The sequence below is a fragment of the Pseudoduganella violaceinigra DSM 15887 genome, from assembly GCF_000425385.1.
GTDB lineage: Bacteria > Pseudomonadota > Gammaproteobacteria > Burkholderiales > Burkholderiaceae_D > Rugamonas > Rugamonas violaceinigra.
In genome coordinates, this window is record NZ_AUDI01000001.1 from 1 (window position 1) to 24288 (window position 24288).

A 24288-nucleotide genomic window follows, 5' to 3' on the forward strand; every position below is an offset into this window, starting at 1 on the left:
CAATCTGAGCCAGGATCAAACTCTTCAGTTCAATCTCTGTTTTTCCGATATTGCTACCGGAGGTCACTCACTCAAAATACTGACGAATCTCTTGCGAGATTACGTTTAATATATTTTGTGCGAGCGTTATAACGTATATTTTGAGCATCGGACCCGAAGGTCCGGGCATATCGTCAAACGCCCACACTTATCGACTGTTGATTTTTAAAGATCGCTGCTTGTTTATTCGACGAAGCGTTGTGTTCGTCAGCAGCAGAGAAGCGAGATTATGCGGTACAGCGTGCAACTCGTCAACCCCTTCTTTTTCCCGCTTCGCTTACTGTTTTAACAGTGCTGCGTTGCGAGGGACAGAACTATAGCAAACGATCCGCCTGTCCGCAAGGGCATTCTTCTATTCCCGGAATTCTGCATTCTGTCGCACGCCGGTGGCGGCTTTGCGCAAGGTTATCTACACTTGCCCCATATTCAATAGAAGGTTGCGCATGTTTCCAACTCCGAAAGCCCAAGACACAGCAAAAACTGTCCTGGCCTGGTTACACCGGGCCTTCGATGCGACGACTGGCTGGGTAACACACTTGTCTTGGTGGAAATTTTTCCTGTTTGCCGCGCTGTCGATGATCGCCGCGTCCATTTTGCAGGAAGAACTCTTCTCGCCCTCCCGTGACGAAGAGATGGTGATGCGTTCCCATAAGCGCCCCAACAAGGCCGGGACGGCCGACCCAAATATCACGATTGACGATAGCGGTATTCACTTCAATCCGCGTGCCGGCAAGATCAAGAAGCCGGCAGCGGACGCCGATGCGGACGCCGACACTGGCGACGACACCGCCCCCGCACCGAATGAAGCCGAGGAAGCCACCGCCGCCGAAGCTGCCGCCCCTGCCCTGCCCGCCGACCCGGTCGCCGCGGCAAATCCGGCGCCGCCCGCTCCGCCAGCCCCGCCCGCCCCAAAAGCCGGCAAAACCAGGATGCCTGCCGCACCAGCGGCGCCGGCGGCGCCAATGCCGGGCGAGGAAGTCCATATCGAACTGCCGCCGCAAATTGGTGAGGAATTGTCCAACGCGCTGGAGCAAGCCGTCGACAGCGCAGCCGAAGAAAAGTCTTCCCGCTACCATAAGCAGGCCTCGACCTGGTTCACCAGTTTCATCACGCTCCTGCTGCTGGCCCTTTTTGCGATGAAGGCGCTGGTTGGCGGCAAGAAGAAGGCGGAAGCGGAAGCCCAGGTCGCAAACGCGGCGGCCGAACGCGAATCCATGCAGCGCCAGCTGAGCGAAGCCAAGATGCAGATGATGCAGGCCCAGGTGGAGCCTCACTTCCTCTTCAACACCCTGGCCTCAGTGGAACATTTGATCGAAACAGATCCGCCGCGCGCCTCGGCCATGCAGCGCAGCCTGATCAAGTACTTGCGCGCTGTGCTGCCGCAAATGCGCGAGAACAAGCTGACCAGCACGCTGGGCAGCGAGTCCGACATGGTGGCGGCCTACCTGGCCCTGTTGAAAATGCGCATGGAAGAACGCCTGAGCGTCGAATTTGATGTCTCCGAAGGCCTGCGCACCGCCGCCTTCCCACCCATGATGCTGCAATCGATGGTGGAAAACGCCATCAAGCACGGCCTGGAAGGCAAGCCCGATGGCGGCTACCTGAAGGTTCGCGCGGAAGTGGCGCACAGCAAGCTGCGCGTGACCGTCACCGACAATGGCCTGGGCTTCGGCGCCAAGCCAAGCACGGGCACCGGCCTGGGCCTGACCAATATCCGCGAACGCCTGAAGCTTCTGCACGGCGACCAGGCCTCGCTGAAAATCGAACCCAACCAGCCGAGCGGTGTGATCGCCATTATCGAAGTGCCGTACCAGCTGGCGCGCTCGGAATAAGCGATTGCCTTAAGCTGCGATCCATTGAATAATTGATACTTCTTATTTCATCTTATTGAGCACCATGCCCACTGCAATTATTGCCGACGATGAGCGACTGATGCGTGACCAGCTGCGCATGCGGCTGGAACAAGTCTGGCCGGAACTGGAAATCCTCGGCGAAGCCAAGAACGGCGACGAAGCGATTGAACTAGTCGAGGAATTGAAGCCTGATTTCACCTTCCTCGATATCCGCATGCCGGGCAAGAACGGCATGGAAGCCGCCGCTGAAATCGGCAACAGGAGCAATGTGGTATTCGTCACCGCTTACGACGCCTATGCGGTGGAAGCTTTCGAGCGCGGCGCGGTCGACTACGTGCTGAAGCCGCCCGAGCCCGAGCGCCTGAAGATCACCATCGAACGCCTGAAGGGCCGCCTCTCGTCGCCGGCCGCCAGCGCAGCGCAAGGCGCGGACATGGCTGCCATCCTGAGCCAGCTGGCGGAAAAGATCGCCTCGCCGAAGCCGAAATTCCTGCAATGGATCCAGGCCAGCATCGGCTCCGACCTGCGCATGATCCCGGTCGAGGAAATCCTGTTCTTCCGTTCGGACGAAAAATACACCTGCGTGCAGACCGACAAATTCGAGGCCTTGATCCGCAAGCCGGTGCGCGACCTGGCCGATGAGCTGGATCCCGCCCTGTTCTGGCAGATCCACCGCGCGACCCTGGTCAATGTGAATGCCATCGAAGGCGTAACGCGCGACATCCGGGGCCGCCACCTGGTGATGATCAAAGGCCGTCCAGACAAATTGGAAGTCAGCCGCTCCTTCCTGCATCTGTTCAAACAGATGTGATGCAGATCAAGCCGTCCGGCGGCTGGCTGTAATACGGTGTCCTGGTGGCCGCAGCCGCCAGGAGACCGACCTTGAAGAATCCCCGCACCCGCATCCAGGGACGCCGTTCCACCGATTCCGCCTTGGCGGCGATCCGGGAGGACGAGCGCGTCCACATCTCGCGCGAACTGCATGACGACCTTGGCCAGCTGCTGGCCACCCTGCGGCTTGAACTGACCCTGATGAAGCGGCTTCCGCCAGGCTCGCCGGAAGCCGAAGCCCGCATGGCGAGCATGGACAGCCTGCTGCTGACGGCAATCGGCTCCTTGCGCCGCATCGCGGGCAATCTGCGCCCGCGCGCGCTGGAGGAAGGCGGCCTGTACTTCGCGCTCGAAAGCCTGCGGCGCGAATTCGAAAAGCGGCACGGCATCCGCTGCGCGCTGGAAGCCCAGCCCGACGCGCTGGAGCTCGACGAACGCCATAGCACGGCAATTTACCGCCTGGTGCAGGAATCGCTGACCAATATCGCACGCCATGCCGGCGCCAGCGCAGCGCAGATCAGCCTGCGGCGCGACGACGCTGAGCTGAGCATCGATATCCAAGACGATGGACGAGGCATCGCCAAGGGGGATATGGCGAAAGTGAATACCCTGGGACTGCTCGGCATGCGCGAACGGGTTGCTGCGCTTCAGGGAAGCATCAGCGTGGATGGCAGCGCCAGCCCTGGGCGCGGGACCCGGGTAGCGATCAGGATTCCCCTCCCGGGCGGATCCTGAAAAAAAAAGGCGGGTCCGAAGACCCGCCAAAGATCATGAATCGCTTCGAGAGAGATTTACTGCTTGCTGCAAAAGCTGCTTAGAAGGCGTGGCGCAGGCCCAGGTTGAACGCCTTGTCGCCGGTGCCAGCTTCGGTGTTGTTGCCAACGGTATAGCCAGCGCCGTTCTTGTTCTTGATCTTGGCGATCGAAGTGTAGGCGGTGGTGCGCTTGGACAGTGCATACAGGTAGCCGATGGCGTACTGGTTGGCGTCCTGGTTGTTTTGCTTGTCATCTTTGTGGATGTACGAAGCGACCAGGTTGCCGCCGCCCAGTGGCACGCCCACGCCCAGCAGCCATTCAGCGCTGTTGTTGGAGGACTTAGGGGCAACCGCGAAGCCGTAGGCATTAGCCACTGGCAGTGGTGCGCTGCCGGCGCCTTTGTCTTTTTCGTAGGCGAAGTAGGCCTTGGCGACGCCGAAGTCGTAGTTGGCGGCCAGCAGGGTGTTCTTCGCCTTGTCCTTGCGAACAGCCGGGGTGGCGCCGACTGCGGCCACGTCGTTGTTCTTATTGTTGTGAACCAGGCGCACGTTCAGCGGGCCCTGGGAGTAGTTCAGGCCGAGGCCGAACTGGCGGCCGGCGGTGTTGTCGCCGTTCTGCTCGCCCATGCCGTACATGGCATCGACGTTGAAGCCGGAGAAGACCGGGGAGCTATACACGATGGTGTTGGACGCGCGGGTGTTCACGCCGCCGGTAGGGAACAGGTTCTTGGCGCTGCCGGCGTAGCCCGCGCCGAATGGGTCGCCAACCTGGGACAGGGCGTTGTACAGCATGGTGTACTGGCGGCCCAGTGTGATCTGGCCGGCTTCGGCGCTCTTCAGGCCGACGTAGGCCTGGCGCTGTGCGAACACGCCAGCGGTGTCCTGGTCGCCGGTGTCGATCTTGACGCCGGATTCGATGACGAAGACAGCGGACGTGCCGCCGCCCAGGTCTTCCACGCCTTTGAAGCCCAGGCGGGAAGCCGAACCAACACCACTGGTCACCTTGTTGACGCTGCCGTTCACGCCGCCGCGCTCAGCGACGAAACCTGCGTCAGCGATACCGTAGATGGTCACATTGGACTGGGCTTGGGCTTGCGCGGCGAATGCGCCGATGATCAGTGCTGCCAGGGTAAGTTTTTTCACTTGTCGTCCTACTTTGTTGAAGTTGAGGGAAATGTTTCAAACGCAGCTATATTGCCCTCGAATTACTTCAACAATATGACAAGAAAAACTTACTTCAGGCGCCCCGTCACCACCCAGTAATATTCGGACCGCAGGACCTTGATTTCGCGCGCCGCAATGCCCAGGCGCTTGCGCAGCCAGCTGTCGGACGGGTAGTTTTTCATGACTTCGACGCGGTGTCCGGCGTCATCTTTCTGGAATTCGTAGGTATTTCCGTGCTGGTCGGTGCGCGCGATGGGGAAGCTCTCGCCGTCCACATAATCCTCGCCAAGCAACACCAGCAGGACATCCTTGCCGACCTTCTCACGCAGCTGCTTCAGGAACTTGTCCTGGGTTTCGCGCGGCACCTGGGCCCACAGGAATTCGGCGTAGACGGCCGTGTACTGGCCCGGCTCAGCGTCGAGGGTGGACAGGTCGGTGCTTTCCAGCTGCAGGACCTCATGGTCTTCCAGCAGATTTTCGACGTGCTCGCGCACCTCGTACAGTTCTTCTTCGTTAATCACAGTTCGTAGTTCTCATGTTCGCCCTTCATCGCCTGTTCGATCAACTTGCGGTTCAAAGTCGGCGCCAGCAGTTCGATGAAGGTATATATATAGGAGCGCAGGTAGGCGCCCTGCTTGACGGCCACGCGCGACACATTCATGCCGAACAGGTGTCCGGCAGGGATCGCGCGCAGGTTACGGTCGCGTTCCGGGTCGAAGGCCATGCCGGCAATGATGCCGATCCCCATGCCCAGCTCCACGTAAGTCTTGATCACGTCCGCATCGATCGCCTCCAGCAGCACGTCCGGCTTCAATCCCCGCTTTTCGAAGGCCTGGTCAATGCGCGACCGGCCGGCAAAGGCGGCATCATACGTGATCACGGGGTGCTCGGCCACCTCTTCCAGCGTGACCGATTTGATCCGCAGGAGCGGATGCTCGGGCGGCACCACCACCACGTGCTCCCATTGGTAGCAAGGCAGGGTGATCAGCCCGTCCACCGCGGCGATGGATTCGGTGGCGATGGCCAGGTCGGCCTGGTCGCGCTGCACCATCTCGGCGATCTGCCGGGGATTTCCTTGCAATAAAGACAAGCGCACCTTCGGGTATTTCTGCATGAAGGCCTGCACCACCTTGGGCAGCGTGTAGCGCGCCTGGGTGTGGGTGGTGGCGATGGTGAAGCTGCCCGAGTCCTGGGCGGCGTACTCCTTGCCGATGCGTTTCAGGCTGTCGATCTCCTGCATGATCAATTCCACCGACTGCAACACCAGCCTGCCCGGCTCGGTCAGGCCGCGGATCCGCTTGCCGTGCCTTGTAAAAATATCCACCCCCAGCTCCTCTTCCAGCTCAATGATCGCCTTGGAAACGCCCGGCTGGGACGTAAACAAGGCCTTGGCGGCGTCGGTCAGGTTGTAGTTCTGGCGTACGGCTTCCCGCACGAATCGCAGTTGGTGAAGATTCATTCTCGCTCTCGTTGGACTCCCCTGCGCGTATTTTACGCTGATGCTTATGCCTTAACAGCATATAAGCAAATAAAGACTATGTCGTTTGGAATAAAGCCCCGGTTTATTACCATTGATTCCACTTTGGGCATGCCTGACTGGGAAAGCTATGTATCAATACGACCAATACGACCATCTCATCATCCGCGAACGCATCGAGCAGTATCGCGGCCAGGTGCAGCGCCGCCTGAACGATGAGCTGACCGAAGCCGAATTCCTGCCATTGCGCCTGCAGAACGGCCTGTACATGCAGCGCCACGCCTATATGCTGCGCATCGCCGTCCCTTACGGCCTGCTGAGCGCCAAGCAAATGCGCATGTTCGCGCACATCGCCCGCAAATACGACCGCGGCTACGGCCACTTCACCACCCGCCAAAACATCCAGTTCAACTGGATCAAGCTGGAAGAGACGCCGGAAATCCTGAGCGAGCTGGCCTCGGTGGAAATGCACGCCATCCAGACTTCGGGCAACTGCATCCGCAACGTGACCTCCGACGAATTCGCCGGCGTCGCCGCCGACGAGATCATCGATCCGCGCCCTTATGCCGAGGTGCTGCGCCAGTGGTCGACCTTCCACCCGGAATTCATCGCCCTGCCGCGCAAGTTCAAGGTGGCGATCAACGGCGCCGTGGAAGACCGCGCCGCCATCGCCGTGCACGACATCGGCCTGACCGTGGTGACCAATGAAGCGGGTGAAATCGGCTTCAAGGTCATGGTCGGCGGCGGCATGGGCCGCACCCCGATCCTGGGCAGCGTGATCCGCGAATTCCTGCCGCGCGAACACCTGCTGACCTATACCGAAGCGATCATGCGCGTGTATAACCTGCACGGCCGGCGCGACAACAAGTACAAGGCCCGCATCAAGATCCTGCTGAAAGCCCTGGGCGTGGAAGAATTCACACGCCAGGTGGAAGCGGAATGGGAAGACCTGAAGGGCACCGAACAGACCCTGACGCTGGAGGAAATGGAGCGCATCATCGCCTACTTCCAGCCGCATGCTTACCAAACCCTGCCGGCGATCGATCCGGCCGCCGCGCACGCCGACAACAGGGCCTTCCACAATTGGCTGAAGCGCAATGTGAAGGCGCACAAGGTACCCGGCTATGCCGCCGTCGTGCTGTCGCTGAAAAAGACCGGCGTGCCCCCCGGCGATGCAACCGCCGAACAGATGGATTTCATGGCCGATCTGGCCGAGCGCTACAGCTTTGCCGAACTGCGCGTTACCCACGAGCAGAACATCGTGCTGGCCGACGTCGAGCAATCGCGCCTGTTCGAGCTGTGGCAGGAAATCAAGGCGCACGGCCTGGCCACGCCGAATATCGGCCTGCTGACCGACATCATCTGCTGCCCGGGCGGCGACTTCTGCTCGCTGGCCAATGCCAAGTCGATCCCGATCGCCCAGGCGATCGCGGAGCGCTTTGACCACATCGATTTCCTGCACGATATCGGCGATTTCGAGCTGAATATTTCCGGCTGCATCAACGCCTGCGGCCACCACCACGTCGGCAATATCGGCGTACTGGGCGTGGACAAGGACGGCGCCGAATGGTACCAGGTGTCGATCGGCGGCGCGCAAGGCAACCACTCCGCCATCGGCAAGATCATCGGCCCGTCGTTCTCCGCCCAGCAGATGCCGGAAGTGATCGACCGCCTGCTGCAGGTGTACCTGCGCGAGCGCACGCCGGAAGAACGCTTCGTCGACACGGCGCAGCGCCTGGGCATCGCCCCGTTCAAGGAATTTGTATATGCCACGCCGATTGAAACCGCGGGCCGCCTGGTAGGAGAAGACGAATATGCCTAAGCAAATCATCAAGGGCCGCGCGATCGTGGCCGACGACTGGAACCTGGTGCGCGCCGAAGAAGGTGCCGATGCCGACACCGTGTCCGCCTTGTCGGTGCCGGCCGGCCGCGTGATCCTGCCCCTGCAGACCTGGCTGGCGCGGCGCGAGGCGCTGTCGCCGCGCGCCGCGGCCGGCGAGATCGCCGTGTGGCTGGCACCGGACGAAGATCCGGTCGCCCTGCGCGAGGATTTGCCGCGCCTGGCCCTGGTGGCGATCGACTTCCCGAAATTCACGGACGGCCGCGGCTACTCGCATGCCTGGAACCTGCGCTCGCGCCTGGGCTGGACCGGCGAACTGCGCGCCATCGGCGACGTGCTGCGCGACCAGCTGTTCTCCATGCAGCGCGTGGGCTTCGACGCCTATGACACCCGTCCGGACCGCAGCATCGAAGATGCCCTGCTGGGCCTGACCGTGTTCAGCGAGACCTACCAGGCATCGGTCGACCAGCGCGTGCCGCTGTTCCGCCGCCACGCGCGCCCATCGCCTGCCACGGGAGCCTGACCATGAGCGAGCTCGCCACCCGCGTGCGGGATACGCTCGCCACGCTCGAACGCGTCGCCGCCGAATTTTCGCCGGCGGTGTTCGCCTCCAGCCTGGCTGCCGAGGACATGGTCCTGACGGACCTGATCCTGAAGGCCGGTCTCCCCATCGGCATCTTTTCGCTGGAGACGGGCCGCCTGCACAAGGAAACCCTGTCGATGGTGGCGCGCGTGCAGCAGCGCTACGGCTACGAGATCGCCTTGTACCGCCCGGCGCCGGCCGCGGTCGACGCCTACGTGCAAAAGAAAGGCCTGAACGCCTTCTATGACAGCGTGGAACTGCGCAAGGAATGCTGCAATATCCGCAAGGTCGAACCGCTGGGCCGTGCCTTGCAGGGAAAAAAAGCCTGGATTACCGGCCAGCGTCGCGCCCAATCCGCAACCCGCTCCGAGCTGGCGGTGCAGGAGTATGATGCCCCCCATGGCATGGAGAAATTCAACCCCCTGGCCGACTGGTCGGAGCAGGAGGTGTGGGACTATATCCGCGCCAATGAGGTGCCCTACAATGCGCTGCACGACCAGGGCTTCCCGTCCATCGGCTGCGAGCCCTGCACCCGCGCCATCGAGCCGGGCGAAGACGTCCGCGCCGGGCGCTGGTGGTGGGAAAACCCGGACTCGAAGGAATGCGGCTTGCACCTCGTGGACGGTAAACTGATTCGTATCAAAAAGGTAGGTTAAATGAACGCACTGGTAGAACAACACGTCAATTCGCGCCACCTGGACGCGCTGGAATCGGAAGCCATCCACATCCTGCGCGAGGTCGCGGCCGAATGCGCGAACCCAGCCCTGCTGTTCAGCGGCGGCAAGGACTCCGTGGTCCTGCTGCGCCTGGCCGAAAAAGCCTTCCGTCCCGGTCAATTCCCCTTCCCGCTGGTGCACATCGACACCGGCCATAACTTCCCGGAAGTGATCGAATTCCGCGACCGCCGCGTGGCCGAACTGGGCGAACGCCTGATCATCGGCTCTGTCGAAGACTCGATCAGGAAGGGCACCGTGCGCCTGCGCAACCCGCAAACCGATTCGCGCAACGCCGCCCAAGCGGTCACCCTGCTGGAAACCATCGCCGAACACGGCTTCGACGCCTGCATCGGCGGCGCCCGCCGCGACGAGGAGAAAGCGCGCGCCAAGGAGCGCATCTTCTCCTTCCGCGACGAATTCGGCCAGTGGGACCCGAAAGCCCAGCGTCCGGAACTGTGGGACCTGTATAACACCCGCGTCCACCCGGGCGAGAACATGCGCGTGTTCCCGATCTCGAACTGGACCGAGCTCGATGTCTGGCAATACATCGCCCGCGAAAAACTGGCGCTGCCGTCGATCTACTTTGCGCACGAACGCCAGGTCATCCCGCGCAACGGCCTGCTGGTGCCGCTGACCGGCCTGACCCCGGCCCGCGAAGGCGAGACTGTGGAAACCCAGACCGTGCGCTTTCGCACCGTGGGCGATATCTCCTGCACCTGCCCGGTATCGTCCGACGCCGCCGACGTGGACGCGATCATCGCGGAAACCGCCGTCACCCAGGTCACCGAGCGCGGCGCCACCCGGATGGACGACCAGACCTCCGAAGCCTCCATGGAAAAACGCAAGAAGCAAGGATACTTCTGATGAACGCACTGAACGACAACCTGAACCAGCGTAATCTGCTGCGCTTCATCACCGCCGGCTCCGTCGACGACGGCAAGAGCACCCTGATTGGCCGCCTGCTGTTCGATAGCAAAGGCATCTTCGCCGACCAGTTGGCCGCCGTGTCGCGCGCCAAGCACAAGCGCACCGTGGGCGACACCATCGACCTGTCCCTGCTGACCGACGGCCTGGAAGCCGAACGCGAACAGGGCATCACCATCGACGTGGCCTACCGCTACTTCGCCACGCCGAAGCGCAAGTTCATCATCGCCGACACGCCGGGCCACGAGCAGTACACCCGCAATATGGTGACCGGCGCCTCCACCGCCGACGCCGTGATCATCCTGGTCGACGTATCGAAAGTGAAGCTGCGCGAGGACGGCGGCGTCGACCTGCTGATCCAGACCAAGCGCCACTCCACCATCGCCCACCTGCTGCAGATCGAGCACGTGGTGGTGGCCGTAAACAAGATGGACCTGGTGAACTACGACCAGGACGTGTACGACCGCATCGTCAAGGCCTACGGCGAATTCGCCAAGACCCTGGGCATCAAGGACGTCAAGACCATTCCGCTGTCGGCCCTGGCCGGCGACAACGTGGTCGAGCCGTCCGGCAAGATGCCGTGGTACCAGGGCCCTACCCTGATCGAGTTGCTGGAAGACCTGTCGGTGTACGACGAAGCGCACGATGCGCCCTTCCGCTTCCCGGTGCAACTGGTGGCGCGCCATAACGGGCACGAAGCCAACGACTTCCGCGGCTACATGGGCCGCATCGAGTCCGGCAGCATCGCGGTCGGCGACCAGTTGGTGGTGCAGCCTTCGGGCCAGGCGGCCACGGTCAAGGAAATCGTCACCTTCGACGGCTCCCTGCAATCGGCCAGCGCCGGCCAGTCGGTCACCATCGTGCTGGAAGAATATGTCGACGTCTCGCGCGGCGACCTGCTCGCCTCCAGCGCCCAGCCGGCCACCCTGCTCAAGCAGGTCGCGGCCGACGTATGCTGGCTGTCCGAGGAGCCGCTGGACCTGCGCCGCAAGTACTTGGTCAAGCACGGCACCCGGCAAACGGCCGCAAAAGTGGCGAAAATCGACTCCATCCTTGACATCAACACCCAGCACCGTCACGATGCGAATGTGTTGAAGCTGAACGACGTGGCGCGCATTGCGCTGGCCACGCAGCAGCCGCTGGCGGCCGATGCCTATTCGGACATCCGCGCCACCGGCGCCTTCATCCTGATCGATGAGGTCACACACCAGACAGTAGCCGCCGGCATGATCCGCCTCGGCGAGTAACCTTCGCCAGACAGGAGCCTGCGCAATGCCATTCGGGAAAGTGTATTTAATTGGAGCGGGACCCGGGGCGCAGGACCTGATCACCATGCGCGGCGCACGGCTGCTGGCGCAAGCCGACGTGGTGCTGTACGACGCGCTGGTGACGGAGCAGATGCTGGAGCTGTGCCCGCAGGCCGAGAAGATCTCGGTCGGCAAGCGCGCCGGCCAGCGCTCCACCGCCCAGCAAGTCATCAACCAGCAGTTGGTCGATTGCGCCAGGCGCTACGGCACCGTGGTGCGCCTGAAGGGCGGCGACCCGATGCTGTTCGGCCGCGCCGATGAAGAGCTGTCGGCGCTGGAAGCCGAAGGCATCGACGTCGAGGTCGTCCCCGGCATCACCACCGCCGTGGCGGCGGCCGCAGCGGCCCTGCAGCCGCTCACCAAACGTGGCGTGGCGCGCAGCGTGGCCTTCTTCACCTCCTCCACCGCGCCGGGCCATCCGGAAGAACTCACCATCCCGTCCACCGACACGCTGGTGCAGTACATGGGCGGGCGCGAGGCGATCGCCACCGCCAACAACCTGTTGTCGCAGGGGCGCGCCCCGGAGACCCCGGTGGTCGTCATTGAAAACGTCAGCCGCGCCGACCAGCGCATTGAACGCATCACCCTGGCCGACCTGGCGCACGGCCTGCCGGCCGCGCACGGGCCGGTGCTGGTCATGCTGGGCAATGCCATGGCAGCCCGGCCGCAGCAAACCCGGTAAAATATCGTCCTCTTACAAATAGAGGTACAAGATGAGCCAAGCCCACGAAGTCCTGGAGCGCGCCCGCAATGCGCGCCTGGCAGGCAAATACGAAGACGCGCTGCGCGACCACCTATGGTTCCACGAGCATGCGCTGGAAGCCGATCCGTCGCTGGCGGGTGTGCGCCTGTCTTTCGCCCTGCGCGACTGGATCTACCTCGCCGAACAATTCCCGCTTGCGCGCCGCGCCCTGCAAGCGATCCGCGACCGCGACGCCCAGCGCATCCTGAGCGGCGGCGCCACGCCCGCCCGCTTCCACGACGTCTGCGCCATCAATAGCGCGCTGGGCGAGGAGCGCGCCACCCACGACCTGTTCACCCAGCTCGACACCAAGCTGCCCGAGCTGGCCCGGGACTGCGCCGACCTGGCCTTGCCGGCCCTGGTGGCGGTCGAAGACTTTCCGCTGGCGCGCCGCTACCTGCCCGACCCGGTGGGCCGCATCGCGGCCATGGCCAAGCGCGTCAACGATTTTGCCGAAGACCTGGCAAAACGCGGCAGCACCTCGTCTGCCCCGCAATTGCTGGCTTTCGTACTGAACTACACCAAGGAAGTCAGGCTGGTGGTGGAAGTCTTCCGCCGCCTGGGCGAAGACGAGGAAGTGGCCAAAGCCAGTGCGGCCGCACTCGACTCCCTGAAGTCGGAAGCCCTGCGCGACGCGGTGCAGCGCGAATTCGATACCCCCGGCAGCACCATCGCCGCCATGGTGGCTCACGCCAAAGGCAGCGACGACAAGCAGTAATCGGCCATCGCCTGCAGTACGGTGGGGTCCTCCCCCACCGCGCCGACGGTGCGTACCGTCACAGCGGGATGCGCCAGGCGTATCTCGTCGAGGATCAAGGGCAGGTCGCGCAGCACATGCCCGCCCTGCCCCAGGAACACTGGCACCACCGTCACATCATCCACGCCCCGCGCCACCAGCGCAGCCACCTGCTGCGGCAGCGTCGGCGCCATCAGCTCAAGGAAAGCCAGGGAAACGTCGACATCCGGCGCGCGCGCCGCGGCCAAGTCGCGCAGGCGCTCGAACGGCGCGGCCCAACTGGCCGAGCGTGCGCCATGCGCGAACAGCACCAAGGCACGGCCGCCCATCAGTGCCGCTCCACCCAATACAAGGCGCCCAGGGCCAGCGCCAGGTAAAGCAGGCTTGGCATCAGCGCCGTCAGGAAGGCCGGCAGCGCCGACAGCAATCCGATATGCGAGAACAGGGTATTCACCAGCAGGAAGCTGACGCCGATCATGATGCCGATGAAAATCTTCAGGCTCACACCGCCGGAGCGGGTGTGCAGGTAGGCGAATGGCAGCGCCAGCGCCATCAGCACGAAGATCGCCAGCGGGTCGAACATCTTTTTCCAGAACGCGATCTTGAAGCGTTCGGTGCCCTGCTTGTTCTCCTGCAGGTGGCGCGTGTATACGGCCAGTTCGTTGGCCGACATGCGCTCGGGATCGGAGCCCGATACGGACAGGATTTTCGGCGTGATCTCCGAAATCAGCTCCTTGCTGGCGTGCTTCCTGACCTCCACCACGCTGGTGGCCTGCGCGAAGTTGTTGGCCAGATTGGCTTGCGCGCCTTCCACCGCCAGCGCCGGATTGCTGAAGACATTCTCGGTGACGTCGTTCAGCTGCCAGGTATTGTTGCCTTTGAAGGTGGCCGTCTTCGCCAGGGTCAGCGAACGCAGGCGGAAGCCGGTATCGAAATCATACAACTTGACATCGGCCAGCTCGCCATCGGGGCGCACCTCGCGCACATTGAAAAAGCGCGTCCCCTGCACATCGCCCGTCATGCCGGCGCTCTTGACGATGTCCTTGGTCCACATACCAGAGCGGAACTCGGACGACACCGTGGTGCCGCGGCCGGTCAGGCGGATCTTTTCCGACAGCGGCGCAAGGTAAGGAGTGATCAGCTCGCCGAACAGGAAAGCCAGCACCACCAGCACCGCCCCCACCTTGCCGACCATGGTCGCCGCCATGCGTGTGGTCATCGATGACGCGCGCATGATGGTGAATTCCGACGTCGACGCGAACTGCGCCATCGTATAGATCGTGCCGATCAGCGATGCCACGGGCAGCACCTCATTGACGTGCTGCGGAAGCATGGTCAGCACGTACAGCGCGGCGTGCTGCATGCCGTAACCGTTCTTGCCCACGGCCGGCAGTTCGCCGGTCAGGTCCATGAACGCCTGCAGGCCAAGCAGGGCGGCCAGCGCAAAGGCGACCGCCTGCAGGATGGAGACGAAGAAGTAACGCTGAAGAATATTCATTTCCTGATGCCCCCGCGCTTGAAGGCTGCCCACAGGGCGCGCGGATGATAACGGTGGTTCACGTTCAGGCGCCAGGCGAACATCGCCAGCACAACCAGCGTTGCCGCCAGGTGCAAGGGCCACCAGCCCATGGCGAAGGTCATTTTGCCCTGCTTGATGCTGCCTTCGAACACCTTGGTCAGGTTGTTATACGTGAAGAAGACCAGGACCGCGATGATCAGGTTGATGGCGCTGCCGGCGCGCGGATTGGCGAAACCGAGCGGGATCGCCACCAGGATCAACAGCAGGCAGGTGATCGGCAACGCCAGGCGCCACATCATTTCCGCCCTGGCGAAATTATTGCCCCAGTCGGCCAGCAGCGCTGCCGTCGTCATGGCGTTGGCGTCTTTCGCGCTGCCGACCTCATTCGTTTGCTGCGACACGCGCATGCTATAGCGTTCAAACTCCATGCTCTGGAAATCCGCATCGCCCGGCTTGCCCTGGTAACGGCGCCCGTTCTTCAGCACCAGGTAGCGCTCCCCGTTCGGCATTGCGTCGACCACGCCTTCGCTGGCCACAATCACGGACGTACCCTTGGCGTCGACCTGGTTGACGAACACATTGCGCACCACGGCAGTGCTGCCGGTCACACCCTCGACGAAGAAAATACGGTTGGCCGAAGACGATTCCTTGAACTGGCCCGGCGACACTTTCTGCAGGTCTTCCCGCTTGGCGAAGCGCTCCACATACTCCGAGCTCTTGGCGCGCGCCCACGGCGTGACATAGAGACTGAGCAGGGCCGTCAGTATCACCAGCGGCAAGCCGAAGGCGAGCACCGGCCTGATGAAACGCGCCAGGCTCAAACCCGAAGCGAACCACACCACCATCTCCGAATCCTTGTAGGTGCGGGTGATCACCATCAGTACTGAAATAAAACTGGTGAAAACGAGGACAGTTGGCAGATAATTCAGGGCTGCGAACGCCAGAAGCGCGATGATATCGCTGGAGGCGACCTTGCCGCCCGCGGCCCGGCCCAGGATGGTGACCAAGGTCCACGTCAGGAGAATTGAGAACAGCACCGTAAAGGTGGCCCCGGCGGAGCTGGCCAGCTCACGGCGGAGGGCGCGATGGAAAATCATTCGACGTTTATAATTCGTTCTACAAAATTAAGGAGAATCCAAATGGACTTTAGCATAAAAGCATTCGACGCCAAGAACACCATCGCCAGCGCCAAAAGCGGCTGCATCGTAGTCGGCGTCTTCGAAAACAAAAAACTCTCGAAAGCGGCTAAAGCCCTCGACGGCGCCGGTGAAATCACCGCTGCGCTGAAGTCCGGCGACATTACCGGCAAGGCCGGCACCACCTTGCTGCTGCGCGGCCTGAAAGGCGCCGCCGCCGAGCGCGTACTGCTGGTAGGCCTGGGTGGCGACGAAGCCGTCGCCGAAAAAGCCATCGGTTCGGCCATCAACGCCACCATCAAGGCGCTGGGCACCGTTGCATCGACGGACGCTATTATCGCACTGCCGCTGGAGGAAGTGAAAGGCCGCGACGCCAACTGGGCGATCCGCTGCGTGGTACTGGCCGGCCGCGACGCCGTGTACCGCACCGACGCGCAGAAATCCAAAAAAGACCCTGCATGGGCGGGTCCGAAAAAGCTGGCCCTGGCCGTGGCGAACAACGCCGCCACCAAGCTGGCGCTGTCGCAGGCCATCGCCATCGCCAACGGCATGGAACTGACCAAGGATTTGGGCAACCTGTCGGCCAACGTCTGCACCCCGACCTACCTGGCCAACACCGCCAAGAAGCTGGCCAAGGACTTCGGCTTTGAAGTCGAGATCCTGGAACGCAAGCAGATGGAAGCGCTGAAGATGGATTCCTTCCTGTCCGTAACCAACGGTTCCGAGCAGGCGCCCAAATTCATCGTCCTCAAGCACAAGGGCGGCAAGGCCAAGGAGGCCCCGACCGTGCTGGTCGGCAAAGGCATCACCTTCGACACCGGCGGCATTTCGATCAAGGCCGGCCCGGGCATGGACGAGATGAAATACGATATGTGCGGCGCCGGCTCCGTACTGGGCACCTTCCGCGCCATCGGCGAAATGGGCCTGAAGTCCAACGTGATCGGCATCGTGGCCGCCTGCGAGAACATGCCGTCCGGCCGCGCCACCAAGCCGGGCGACATCGTCACCTCGATGAACGGCCTGACCATCGAAATCCTGAACACGGACGCCGAAGGCCGCCTGATCCTGTGCGACGCGCTGACCTATGCCGAGCGCTTCAACCCGGCCGCCGTGATCGACGTGGCGACCCTGACCGGCGCCTGCATCGTCGCCCTGGGCCACCATAACAGCGGCGTCTTCGCGCGCGACGACGAAGCCGGCAACGCGCTGGCCGACGCCCTGATGGCGGCGGGCAAAGCCACCGGCGATACCGCATGGCGCCTGCCGATCGGCGAGCAGTACAACGAGCAGCTGAAGTCCAACTTCGCCGACCTGGCCAATATCGGCTCCCCGGGCGGCGCCTCCTGCACCGCGGCGGCCTTCCTGGAAAACTTCACCCGCAAGTATCCATGGGCGCACGTCGATATCGCCGGCACCGCATGGAAATCGGGCGCAGCCAAAGGCGCCACCGGCCGCCCAGTGCCGCTGCTGACCAACTTCCTGATCGGCCGCCAATAATTGGTAGAACGGGAAATAAAAAAGCCGGGGTGACCCGGCTTTTTTAATAGATGGACGTCGACGTCGGCTGCTGGAGCGGCGCGCCGCGCGCGGCGGCGCCCTCCCCGCGCTGCAGGATCACCGTCAGCGTCGACGGCAAATCAAAGCCCGCGCCAGTCTGTTTGTCGACAATCTGGCCGGCCCCGAGCGTGAAGATGATATTGCCCCACTTGGAGGCATTCTGGCGCGATTCGATCTGGTCATACGCCCAGACATCCTCGCGGCGGCAATCCACCACCAGCGGCTGGGTGCTTTTATGCACCATCACGCGCCCGGGTGAAGTGACAAACCAGCGCCCCCGGTCATTCGAGAGCACGCAGCCGATGGCGGAAACCTGCTGGTGATCCAGCACGGTCTGGACCAGCACCGATTGCTCGCTGGAGTCGAACAAGGTGGCACAGCCCCCCAGCGCCGCTGCGCAGAACGCAGCGGACACGGATCGACTCAGCCGGGATGGCATGCAGTCGGGCTCAGTCTGCCGACTGGCCTTTTTTCTGCCGCAAACCCTGGATGACATGCATGATGTCGTCCATGCTGTTTGCGCCAATCCCCTGGAACGCGTCAAGAACCTCGTTCAGGACTTCGTTACGCACTTCGGCGTCGGCCGTGGCAATTGCCTGTGGGCGCTGCTGGGTCGCGGCACGAGCGCTGGCTTCCTTGGCGGACTTGCGGCCGCTTGGGGATTTACCATGTTCCAGTGCCGCCTGCCAGATCAGCCAACGACGTTGCGTTTCATAGACCAGGTACTCTTCTGGTTTGTCTTCGCGCCGACGGACGATTTGACCGTCCTTCTGCGCCCATGCTTCGAATGCAGATCGCATGTTATTCCTTTAGTGTGCAGTGCTTTGTTAAATCGGAATTAGTTTCCCTATATTACCACTTATTTACTAGAGACAACATTCCAGTCCGTTGCAAATAAGCAAAAACACCCAGCGTAGTGGAAACAACTTCGATACCAACCTTGTAAGTATATTGATGTTTACGGTTGTTTATAGCGTAATTTTAGTACCAATCTGATAACTATGAAGCACTATTGGAAATTTTTTTTGCAGTTGCACCTTTTTGCGACACGAAAAGGCATTTTTGATGTCACCGCAGAATGATTGTTTGGCTCAAATACGACACCTTTCCACAGCATAGTGAGTGTTGCGCAGATCTGCCCCCACCCAACTTGAAACGTCGCCATGAAATTTGCCGCAAGCAAAGTCCATTCGCGCGTCAGCATGCCCACACCGCAGCCCGCTTCCCCGCTATTTCCCCCAGTGCCCAGTGATCTGTTGTTTCCGGTTGTGCCTGGATATCCCGCGATCTCCCACCTACTTGGGGTAGCTGGAGAGGCAATTGAAAATCCGGCACGGGCCATTCTACCTTGCACTGAAGAATTACCCTTGCACTGGAGAACAACCTGTCCCGACTGGGCAAACGACCACGCCAAGTTTCGGTGCGCCGCTGGCGTGCCAGATCTGGGCCGCAGGCCAAGTCGACGAGCGAAAGCATGGTTGCTTGGCGTAAAATGCGCGGATCGCAACGCTGTGGAAATGCTTGTGAATGCAAGCCTTGACCTCGCTGCTCAGGAACCACATGTGCAGCTGGTTGGCGATCTGCTCCACCGGCCGCAATGCCGATTAAAAGAGAATCCCTTATATGAAATTAGCCACTTGGAACGTTAATTCTTTGAATGTGCGCTTGCCGCACGTCATGAAATGGCTGGCCGAGAACCCGGTGGACGTGCTCTGCGTCCAGGAAACCAAGCTGACGGACGACAAATTCCCGGTCAAGGAAATCGAGGAAATGGGTTATCAGGTCGTGTTCAGCGGCCAGAAAACCTATAACGGCGTGGCCATCCTGTCGCGCCACCCGATGGAAGACGTGGTCAAGAACAACCCGAAGTATCCGGACGAGCAACAGCGCATCCTGGCCGCCACCATCAACGGCATCCGCGTGGTCAGCGCCTATGTGCCGAACGGCCAGGCCCTCGACTCCGACAAGTACACCTACAAGCTGGGCTGGCTGGCGGCCTTCCGCGACTGGCTGGGCGAAGAACTGGCGCGCAACCAGCACCTGGCCGTGCTGGGCGACTACAACATCGTGCCCGATGTGCGCGACACGCACGACCCGGCCATGGAAGGTGATATCTTCTGCTCCGACAAGGAGCGCGCCGCTCTGCAGGCCCTGCTCGAGCTGGGCCTGCACGACTCTTTCCGCCTGTTCGAACAGCCGGAGAAGACCTTCTCCTGGTGGGATTACCGCATGCTGGGCTTCCAGAAGAACAAAGGCCTGCGCATCGACCACGTGCTGCTGTCGGCGCCGTTGAAGGAGCGCTGCATTTCCTGCGTGATCGACCGCGCGCCGCGCAAGTGGCAGCAGCCGTCCGACCATGCGCCCGTCATTGCGACGCTGGGCGCTTAAGCAGCCTTCCTGTCCATCATGAGCTGGGCGCGCACGCCCAGCACGGGTTTCGAGAACAGGTAGCCCTGGGCGTAGGTACAGCCCTGCTGGCGCAGGAGCTGGAACTGCCCTTCCGTTTCCACCCCTTCCGCCACGACCGACAGCTGCAGGCTGTCCGACAACGCGATGATCGCGGCCACGATGGCGCGGTCTTCCGCGCTTTGCTCCAGGTCCTTGATGAAGGCGCGGTCGATCTTGATCTTGCGCACCGGGAAGCGCTTCAAATAGGCCAGCGACGAGTAGCCGGTGCCGAAGTCGTCGATCGACAGGCGGATGCCCATCGCATTGATCTGGTCCAGGATCTCCAGCGTCTGTTCGCCGTGCTGCATCAGCGCGGTTTCGGTGATTTCGAATTCGATCAAGGCCGGATCGATGCCCGTGTCCTGCAGCGTGCGCCGGATCGAGTCGACCAGGCCGCGGTGCATGAACTGGCGCGCCGACAGGTTGATCGCCAGCGGCACCGGCGCCATGCCTTGGCGCTGCCATTCCATGCTTTGTTCGCAGGCGCGGCGCAGCACCCATTCGCCGATCGGCACGATCAGGCCGTTCTCTTCGATCAGCGGGATGAACTGGTCCGGCATGACCAGCTCGCCCGCCGGCCGCCGCCAGCGCAGCAGCACTTCCAGCGTTGCCAGGCGGCGCGAGGCGATATCCATGATCGGCTGGTAGTGCAGCTCGAACTGTCCCAGCTGCAGGGCTGAGCGCAGGCTGCTCTCCATTTCGAAATGCATGGCCGCCGCCACGTTCAACGCTTCGTTGAAGTACTGGTAGTTGTTGCGGCCCGATGCTTTGGCATGGTACATGGCCGCGTCGGCATTGCGCATCAGCGTCGCGACATCGTTGCCGTCGTCGGGATAGGTGCAGATGCCGATCGACGGCGTGATGTGCAGCACGCGCCCTTCCAGCGGGATCGGCTCGGACAGCATGTCAATGATCTTTTGCGCCACATGGCTCGATTCATCCATTTGGTGGATGCCGGGCAGCAGCACCACGAATTCATCGCCGCCCAGGCGCGCCACGGTATCGCTGGCGCGCACCGCCTGCACCAGGCGCCCCGCCACCTCCTTCAGCAGCGCGTCGCCCGTCATGTGGCCGAGGGAATCGTTGATGGTCTTGAAGCGGTCCAGGTCGATGAACATGACCGCCAGACGCTGCTCGGAACGCTGCGCCGCCAGCATGGCGCGGTCCAGCCGGTCAGCCAGCAAGGCGCGGTTCGGCAGGCCGGTCAGGCTGTCGTGGTAGGCCATGTGATGCACGCGGGCCTCGGCCTGGCGGCGCTCCACGATCTCCGCCTGCAGCTGGGCGTTGGCGCCGGCCAGTTCGGCCGTGCGCTCCAGCACGCGCACCTCCAGTTCATCGCGCGCCCGGCGCACCGCTTCGGCGGCTTCGCGGCGCGACGTCACATCGTCGATCAGCCACACCGAGCGGCCTTTCGGGTCCGCCATATCGAAGGGGCGGCCGGACAGCCGTGCCCAGAAGCTGCTGCCGTCCTTGCGCACCAGCTGGTATTCGTAGGAGCTGGCATGGCCGGCCAGGAAATCCGCTTCCGTCACCTTGCGCGCCGCCTCCCACCCGGCCAGGTCGGGATAAAAGGTCTGCACGCTGATGCCGGTCATTTCACCCGGCGCGTAGCCGAACAGCTCTTCCATCTTGGCGTTGCAGCGCAGGTTGCGCCCCCTCTCGCAGACGGAAATCCCCATCACCGCGCTATCGAGGATGGCCTGGTTTTCCAGCAGCGCGTTGCGCAGCGATTCTTCGTCGTGCTTTTGCGCGGTGCGGTCTTCGATGATCCAGATCGTGCCCTGGGTCGGGTCGTCAGGGTTGACCACATAGCCGATCAACTGGGCCCAGAAGTCGCTGCCGTCCTTGCGGCGCATCAGCGTTTCGGAGTGGAAGTGCTTGCCCTGGCTGAGCAGCGGGCCCGCAACCGCCCCCACCCGGTGATAGGTCTCATCGTCGGGATAGATGGCACGACCCGGCATGCCCAGCGCTTCATCGCCCTGGTAGCCGAACATGTCGGCGAAACCGCGGTTGTAGCGCGTGATCAGGCGGTTCTTGGTGAACAGCATGGTGATCGAGGCGTTGGTCATGATGGCCTCGACTTCCATCTGGGTCTGGCGCGATGCGGTCACGTCTTCCAGGATCCAGATCGTGCCGCCCTCGTTATGCTCCTGGTCCACCGCCTGCGCACGCACGCGGCACCAGATGACGGCGCCGTCCTTGCGCACCAGCTGGCATTCGCGCAGCTCGAACAGCTCGCCGGCGGCCAGCAGCGGCCCGGCCTGCGCGCCGAAGGCGGTGTGCTGTTCGGCATTCTCAAACAGCTGAGAAGCGTGGCGGCCGCGCAATTCCTCCAGCGTATAGCCGAACATCTCAGCCATGCGCGGATTGACGGTCAGGATCTGCTGGTTTTTGGTGAACAGGATGCCGACCGAGGCGTTATCCAGGATGGCCTTCTGCTCCATCAGCAGGCGGCCCATCGCCTCCGTCGCCGCGCGCTGCTCGTTGATGTCTTCCAGGATGAAGACAACGCCTTCGCGCGGATCGGATGGATCGAGGGCGCGGCCGTTGCTGCGGCACCAGAACAGCGTGCCGTCCCGGCGCCGCAGTTGCAGCTCGACGACGATCGACCGGCCTTGCTCGAGCTGCGGAAAGTATTCATTGCGGATGCGCTCCGCCTCCTCCAGGGAGGGATAAAGCACGGCACTGGGGGCCGCTTCCAGCTCATGGCGCGCATAGCCGAACATTTCGGCGGCACGCATATTGCACTCGACGATATGGCCGCCCCTGGAGAGGATGATGCCGACCGCGGCATTCTCGAGAATGGCTTGCTGCTCCAGCATCGCCTTGCGCAAGGCGCGCTGGTCGCGCTGGGCGCTGCTGATGTCGTTGAAGGTAATGGTGGCGCCGCCTTCCAGCTCGCCCGGCAACGCCTTGACGGTCAGCTGCACCGCCACGTAATTGCCGCTGGCGTTGGTCAGTACGCTGTCCCACTTGGGGGCGCTGCGCGGTGCCATATGCGGCAAGGCGGCAGAATCGATCAGGGCGGCATTCAGCTGGGCGCCGGCTTCGGCCCGTACATGGCGCGCAAAAATGTCAAGGACGTGGCGGCCCCGTGGATCCGCTTGCAGCAAGGCTTCGAATTCCGCGTTCGCAGCGAATACCAAGCCATCGGCATCGCAGGCACAAGCTGGCATGCCGACCAATTGCAGGGCATTGGCCACTACTTCAACGTTGCTCGACACTGAATTCATGTACACCTGGACGCTCGGGGTATCCCGGCGATCATAGCGTACAAAACTGGCTAGTCAAAGAAAAGCCCGGCCGACCGGGCGTTGTTACAACAAGCACATCGGGTTTTACCGCTGTGCAGCAACACCCGCTATCGTGCGGGCGTTCGCTGGCGTATCGTGGCAGACAACGTTAAGCAAAAGATAATTGGGCGCGCATCGGGATTGGCGCCCGCCCCGCAGGCCGGGCCGCCAATCCCCCGAACCTCAGTCGGCTGGCACTCTTACCCAGCCTTCCATCAAGACCCGCGCGCTCCGGCTCATGATGGCTTTTTTTACGCTCCATTCGCCGTTTTCCTGCGTCGCCTGGGCACCCACGCGCAGCGTGCCGGACGGGTGGCCGAAGCGCACCGCTTCACGCTCGCCGCCGCCCGCCGCCAGGTTGACCAGGGTGCCGGGAATCGCCGCGGCCGTGCCGATCGCCACGGCCGCGGTGCCCATCATCGCGTGGTGCAGCTTGCCCATCGAGAGCGCACGCACCAGCAGGTCGATATCGCCGGCCTGCACCTGCTTGCCGCTGGAGGCGGCGTAGCTGGCCGGCGGCGCGACGAAGGCGACCTTCGGCGTGTGCTGGCGGGTGGCCGCTTCCGACACGTCCTTGATCAGGCCCATACGCACCGCGCCATGGGCACGGATGGTCTCGAACTTCGCCAGCGCGGCCGCGTCGCCGTTGATGGCTTCCTGCAGCTCGGTGCCCGTATAGCCGACGGCGTCGGCATTGATGAAGATGGTCGGGATGCCGGCGTTGATCATGGTCGCTTGCAGTGTGCCGACACCTGGCACGTCCAGATCGTCCACCAGGCGGCCGGTCGGGAACATCGAACCGCCCGCGCCCTCTTCTTCCGCCGCCGGATCCATGAATTCCAGCTGCACTTCGGCGGCCGGGAACGTCACGCCATCGAGCTCGAAGCCGCCGGTTTCCTGCACTTCGCCATTGGTCATGGGAATATGGGCAATGATGGTCTTGCCGATATTGGCCTGCCAGATCCGTACCACGGCCATGCCGTCGCGCGGCACGCGGGCCGGAGCCACCAGGCCGCCACTGATGGCGAAGGCGCCCACGGCAGCCGACAGGTTGCCGCAGTTGCCGCTCCAGTCGACGAATGCCTTGTCGATGCTGACCTGGCCGAACAGGTAATCCACGTCGTGGTCGGCGCGCGTCGACGGCGACAGGATCACCGTCTTGCTGGTGCTCGACGTCGCGCCGCCCATGCCGTCGATCTGCTTGCCGTACGGGTCGGGGCTGCCGATCACGCGCAGCAGCAAGTCGTCGCGCGCCTTGCCAGGCGTGCGGGCCGCTTCCGGCAGGTCCTGCAGCCGGAAGAACACACCCTTGCTGGTGCCGCCGCGCATGTAGGTGGCGGGGATTTTGATTTGCGGTTTGTGTGCCATT

General features: G+C 62.6%; 22 protein-coding genes. 12 read left to right on the forward strand and 10 right to left on the reverse strand.

All coding sequences use genetic code 11. The features are described 5' to 3' along the window. Positions 1–482: 482 nt before the first annotated feature. The 3 genes from H597_RS0100005 to H597_RS29155 all read left to right on the forward strand — a co-directional run bounded on the left by H597_RS0100005 (position 483) and on the right by H597_RS29155 (position 3458). Positions 483–1871 carry a sensor histidine kinase gene (locus H597_RS0100005; RefSeq protein ID WP_028100309.1) on the forward strand — a complete coding sequence of 463 codons (1389 nt, stop codon included), beginning with the start codon at positions 483–485 and terminating at the stop codon, positions 1869–1871. Positions 1872–1935: 64 nt separating this feature from the next. Further along, positions 1936–2703 carry a LytR/AlgR family response regulator transcription factor gene (locus tag H597_RS0100010; RefSeq protein WP_028100310.1) on the forward strand — a complete coding sequence of 256 codons (768 nt, stop codon included), beginning with the start codon at positions 1936–1938 and terminating at the stop codon, positions 2701–2703. A 71-nt stretch (positions 2704–2774) separates the two neighbouring features. Continuing rightward, positions 2775–3458, forward strand: coding sequence for a sensor histidine kinase (locus H597_RS29155; RefSeq protein ID WP_051293416.1), 684 nt, complete (start codon positions 2775–2777; stop codon positions 3456–3458). Positions 3459–3537: 79 nt separating this feature from the next. Here H597_RS29155 and H597_RS0100020 read toward each other — a convergent pair whose 3' ends face one another. From H597_RS0100020 to H597_RS0100030, 3 genes are all read right to left on the reverse strand, one after another. Then, positions 3538–4620, reverse strand: coding sequence for a porin (locus H597_RS0100020; RefSeq protein ID WP_028100311.1), 1083 nt, complete (start codon positions 4618–4620; stop codon positions 3538–3540). An 89-nt stretch (positions 4621–4709) separates the two neighbouring features. Then, positions 4710–5162 carry a hypothetical protein gene (locus H597_RS29160; protein WP_051293417.1) on the reverse strand — a complete coding sequence of 151 codons (453 nt, stop codon included), beginning with the start codon at positions 5160–5162 and terminating at the stop codon, positions 4710–4712. Continuing rightward, positions 5159–6100, reverse strand: a complete 942-nt coding sequence (locus H597_RS0100030) for a CysB family HTH-type transcriptional regulator (protein WP_028100312.1) — start codon at positions 6098–6100, stop codon at positions 5159–5161. The genes H597_RS29160 and H597_RS0100030 overlap by 4 nt, the downstream gene beginning before the upstream one ends. A 148-nt stretch (positions 6101–6248) precedes the next feature. On the opposite strand from H597_RS0100030, the gene H597_RS0100035 reads away from it, so the two are divergent. The 7 genes from H597_RS0100035 to H597_RS0100065 are packed head-to-tail and all read left to right on the forward strand — an operon-like array spanning position 6249 to position 12948. Further along, positions 6249–7940 carry a nitrite/sulfite reductase gene (locus H597_RS0100035; protein ID WP_028100313.1) on the forward strand — a complete coding sequence of 564 codons (1692 nt, stop codon included), beginning with the start codon at positions 6249–6251 and terminating at the stop codon, positions 7938–7940. Beyond that, a complete protein-coding gene (locus tag H597_RS0100040) occupies positions 7933–8481 on the forward strand; it encodes a DUF934 domain-containing protein (RefSeq protein ID WP_028100314.1) in 549 nt (182 codons plus the stop codon). Before H597_RS0100035 ends, H597_RS0100040 begins: the two co-directional genes overlap by 8 nt. A 2-nt stretch (positions 8482–8483) precedes the next feature. Further along, complete coding sequence (locus H597_RS0100045; protein WP_028100315.1) at positions 8484–9197, forward strand: phosphoadenylyl-sulfate reductase; 714 nt, start codon at positions 8484–8486, stop codon at positions 9195–9197. Further along, positions 9198–10121 (forward strand): sulfate adenylyltransferase subunit CysD, encoded by a 924-nt coding sequence (gene cysD / locus H597_RS0100050; RefSeq protein ID WP_028100316.1) that lies wholly within the window; start codon positions 9198–9200, stop codon positions 10119–10121. Then, positions 10121–11428, forward strand: coding sequence for a sulfate adenylyltransferase subunit 1 (locus H597_RS0100055; protein ID WP_028100317.1), 1308 nt, complete (start codon positions 10121–10123; stop codon positions 11426–11428). Before cysD ends, H597_RS0100055 begins: the two co-directional genes overlap by 1 nt. 25 nt (positions 11429–11453) lie before the next feature. Next, positions 11454–12170: a uroporphyrinogen-III C-methyltransferase gene (cobA, locus tag H597_RS0100060; protein ID WP_028100318.1), complete on the forward strand. Its 717-nt coding sequence runs from the start codon at positions 11454–11456 to the stop codon at positions 12168–12170. 31 nt (positions 12171–12201) lie between these two features. Next, positions 12202–12948 carry a hypothetical protein gene (locus H597_RS0100065; RefSeq protein WP_028100319.1) on the forward strand — a complete coding sequence of 249 codons (747 nt, stop codon included), beginning with the start codon at positions 12202–12204 and terminating at the stop codon, positions 12946–12948. Here the strand turns inward: H597_RS0100065 and H597_RS0100070 are convergent. The 3 genes from H597_RS0100070 to lptF are packed head-to-tail and all read right to left on the reverse strand — an operon-like array spanning position 12918 to position 15582. Next, on the reverse strand, positions 12918–13295 hold the full coding sequence (locus H597_RS0100070) for a sirohydrochlorin chelatase (RefSeq protein ID WP_028100320.1): 378 nt from the start codon (positions 13293–13295) through the stop codon (positions 12918–12920). The genes H597_RS0100065 and H597_RS0100070 overlap by 31 nt on opposite strands. After that, the gene (gene lptG, locus H597_RS0100075; protein WP_028100321.1) at positions 13295–14464 is read right to left on the reverse strand and encodes an LPS export ABC transporter permease LptG; all 1170 of its coding nucleotides are present in this window, start codon (positions 14462–14464) and stop codon (positions 13295–13297) included. Before lptG ends, H597_RS0100070 begins: the two co-directional genes overlap by 1 nt. Then, positions 14461–15582 carry an LPS export ABC transporter permease LptF gene (gene lptF / locus H597_RS0100080; protein WP_028100322.1) on the reverse strand — a complete coding sequence of 374 codons (1122 nt, stop codon included), beginning with the start codon at positions 15580–15582 and terminating at the stop codon, positions 14461–14463. The genes lptG and lptF overlap by 4 nt, the downstream gene beginning before the upstream one ends. Positions 15583–15624: 42 nt before the next feature. On the opposite strand from lptF, the gene H597_RS0100085 reads away from it, so the two are divergent. Beyond that, the gene (locus tag H597_RS0100085) at positions 15625–17118 is read left to right on the forward strand and encodes a leucyl aminopeptidase (RefSeq protein ID WP_028100323.1); all 1494 of its coding nucleotides are present in this window, start codon (positions 15625–15627) and stop codon (positions 17116–17118) included. Between the two features lie 43 nt (positions 17119–17161). Here the strand turns inward: H597_RS0100085 and H597_RS29165 are convergent, their stop codons facing one another. Continuing rightward, a complete protein-coding gene (locus H597_RS29165; RefSeq protein ID WP_229632054.1) occupies positions 17162–17593 on the reverse strand; it encodes a hypothetical protein in 432 nt (143 codons plus the stop codon). 34 nt (positions 17594–17627) lie between these two features. After that, positions 17628–17978 carry a phiTE_015 family protein gene (locus H597_RS0100095; RefSeq protein WP_028100324.1) on the reverse strand — a complete coding sequence of 117 codons (351 nt, stop codon included), beginning with the start codon at positions 17976–17978 and terminating at the stop codon, positions 17628–17630. Positions 17979–18801: 823 nt separating this feature from the next. On the opposite strand from H597_RS0100095, the gene xth reads away from it, so the two are divergent. Continuing rightward, positions 18802–19566 carry an exodeoxyribonuclease III gene (gene xth, locus H597_RS0100105; RefSeq protein ID WP_028100325.1) on the forward strand — a complete coding sequence of 255 codons (765 nt, stop codon included), beginning with the start codon at positions 18802–18804 and terminating at the stop codon, positions 19564–19566. On the opposite strand, the gene H597_RS0100110 is transcribed toward xth, so the two are convergent. Next, positions 19563–22859 (reverse strand): bifunctional diguanylate cyclase/phosphodiesterase, encoded by a 3297-nt coding sequence (locus tag H597_RS0100110; protein WP_028100326.1) that lies wholly within the window; start codon positions 22857–22859, stop codon positions 19563–19565. The genes xth and H597_RS0100110 overlap by 4 nt on opposite strands. A gap of 243 nt (positions 22860–23102) precedes the next feature. Further along, positions 23103–24287: a 2-methylaconitate cis-trans isomerase PrpF gene (prpF, locus tag H597_RS0100115; RefSeq protein WP_028100327.1), complete on the reverse strand. Its 1185-nt coding sequence runs from the start codon at positions 24285–24287 to the stop codon at positions 23103–23105. Between the last annotated feature and the right edge of the window lies 1 nt (position 24288).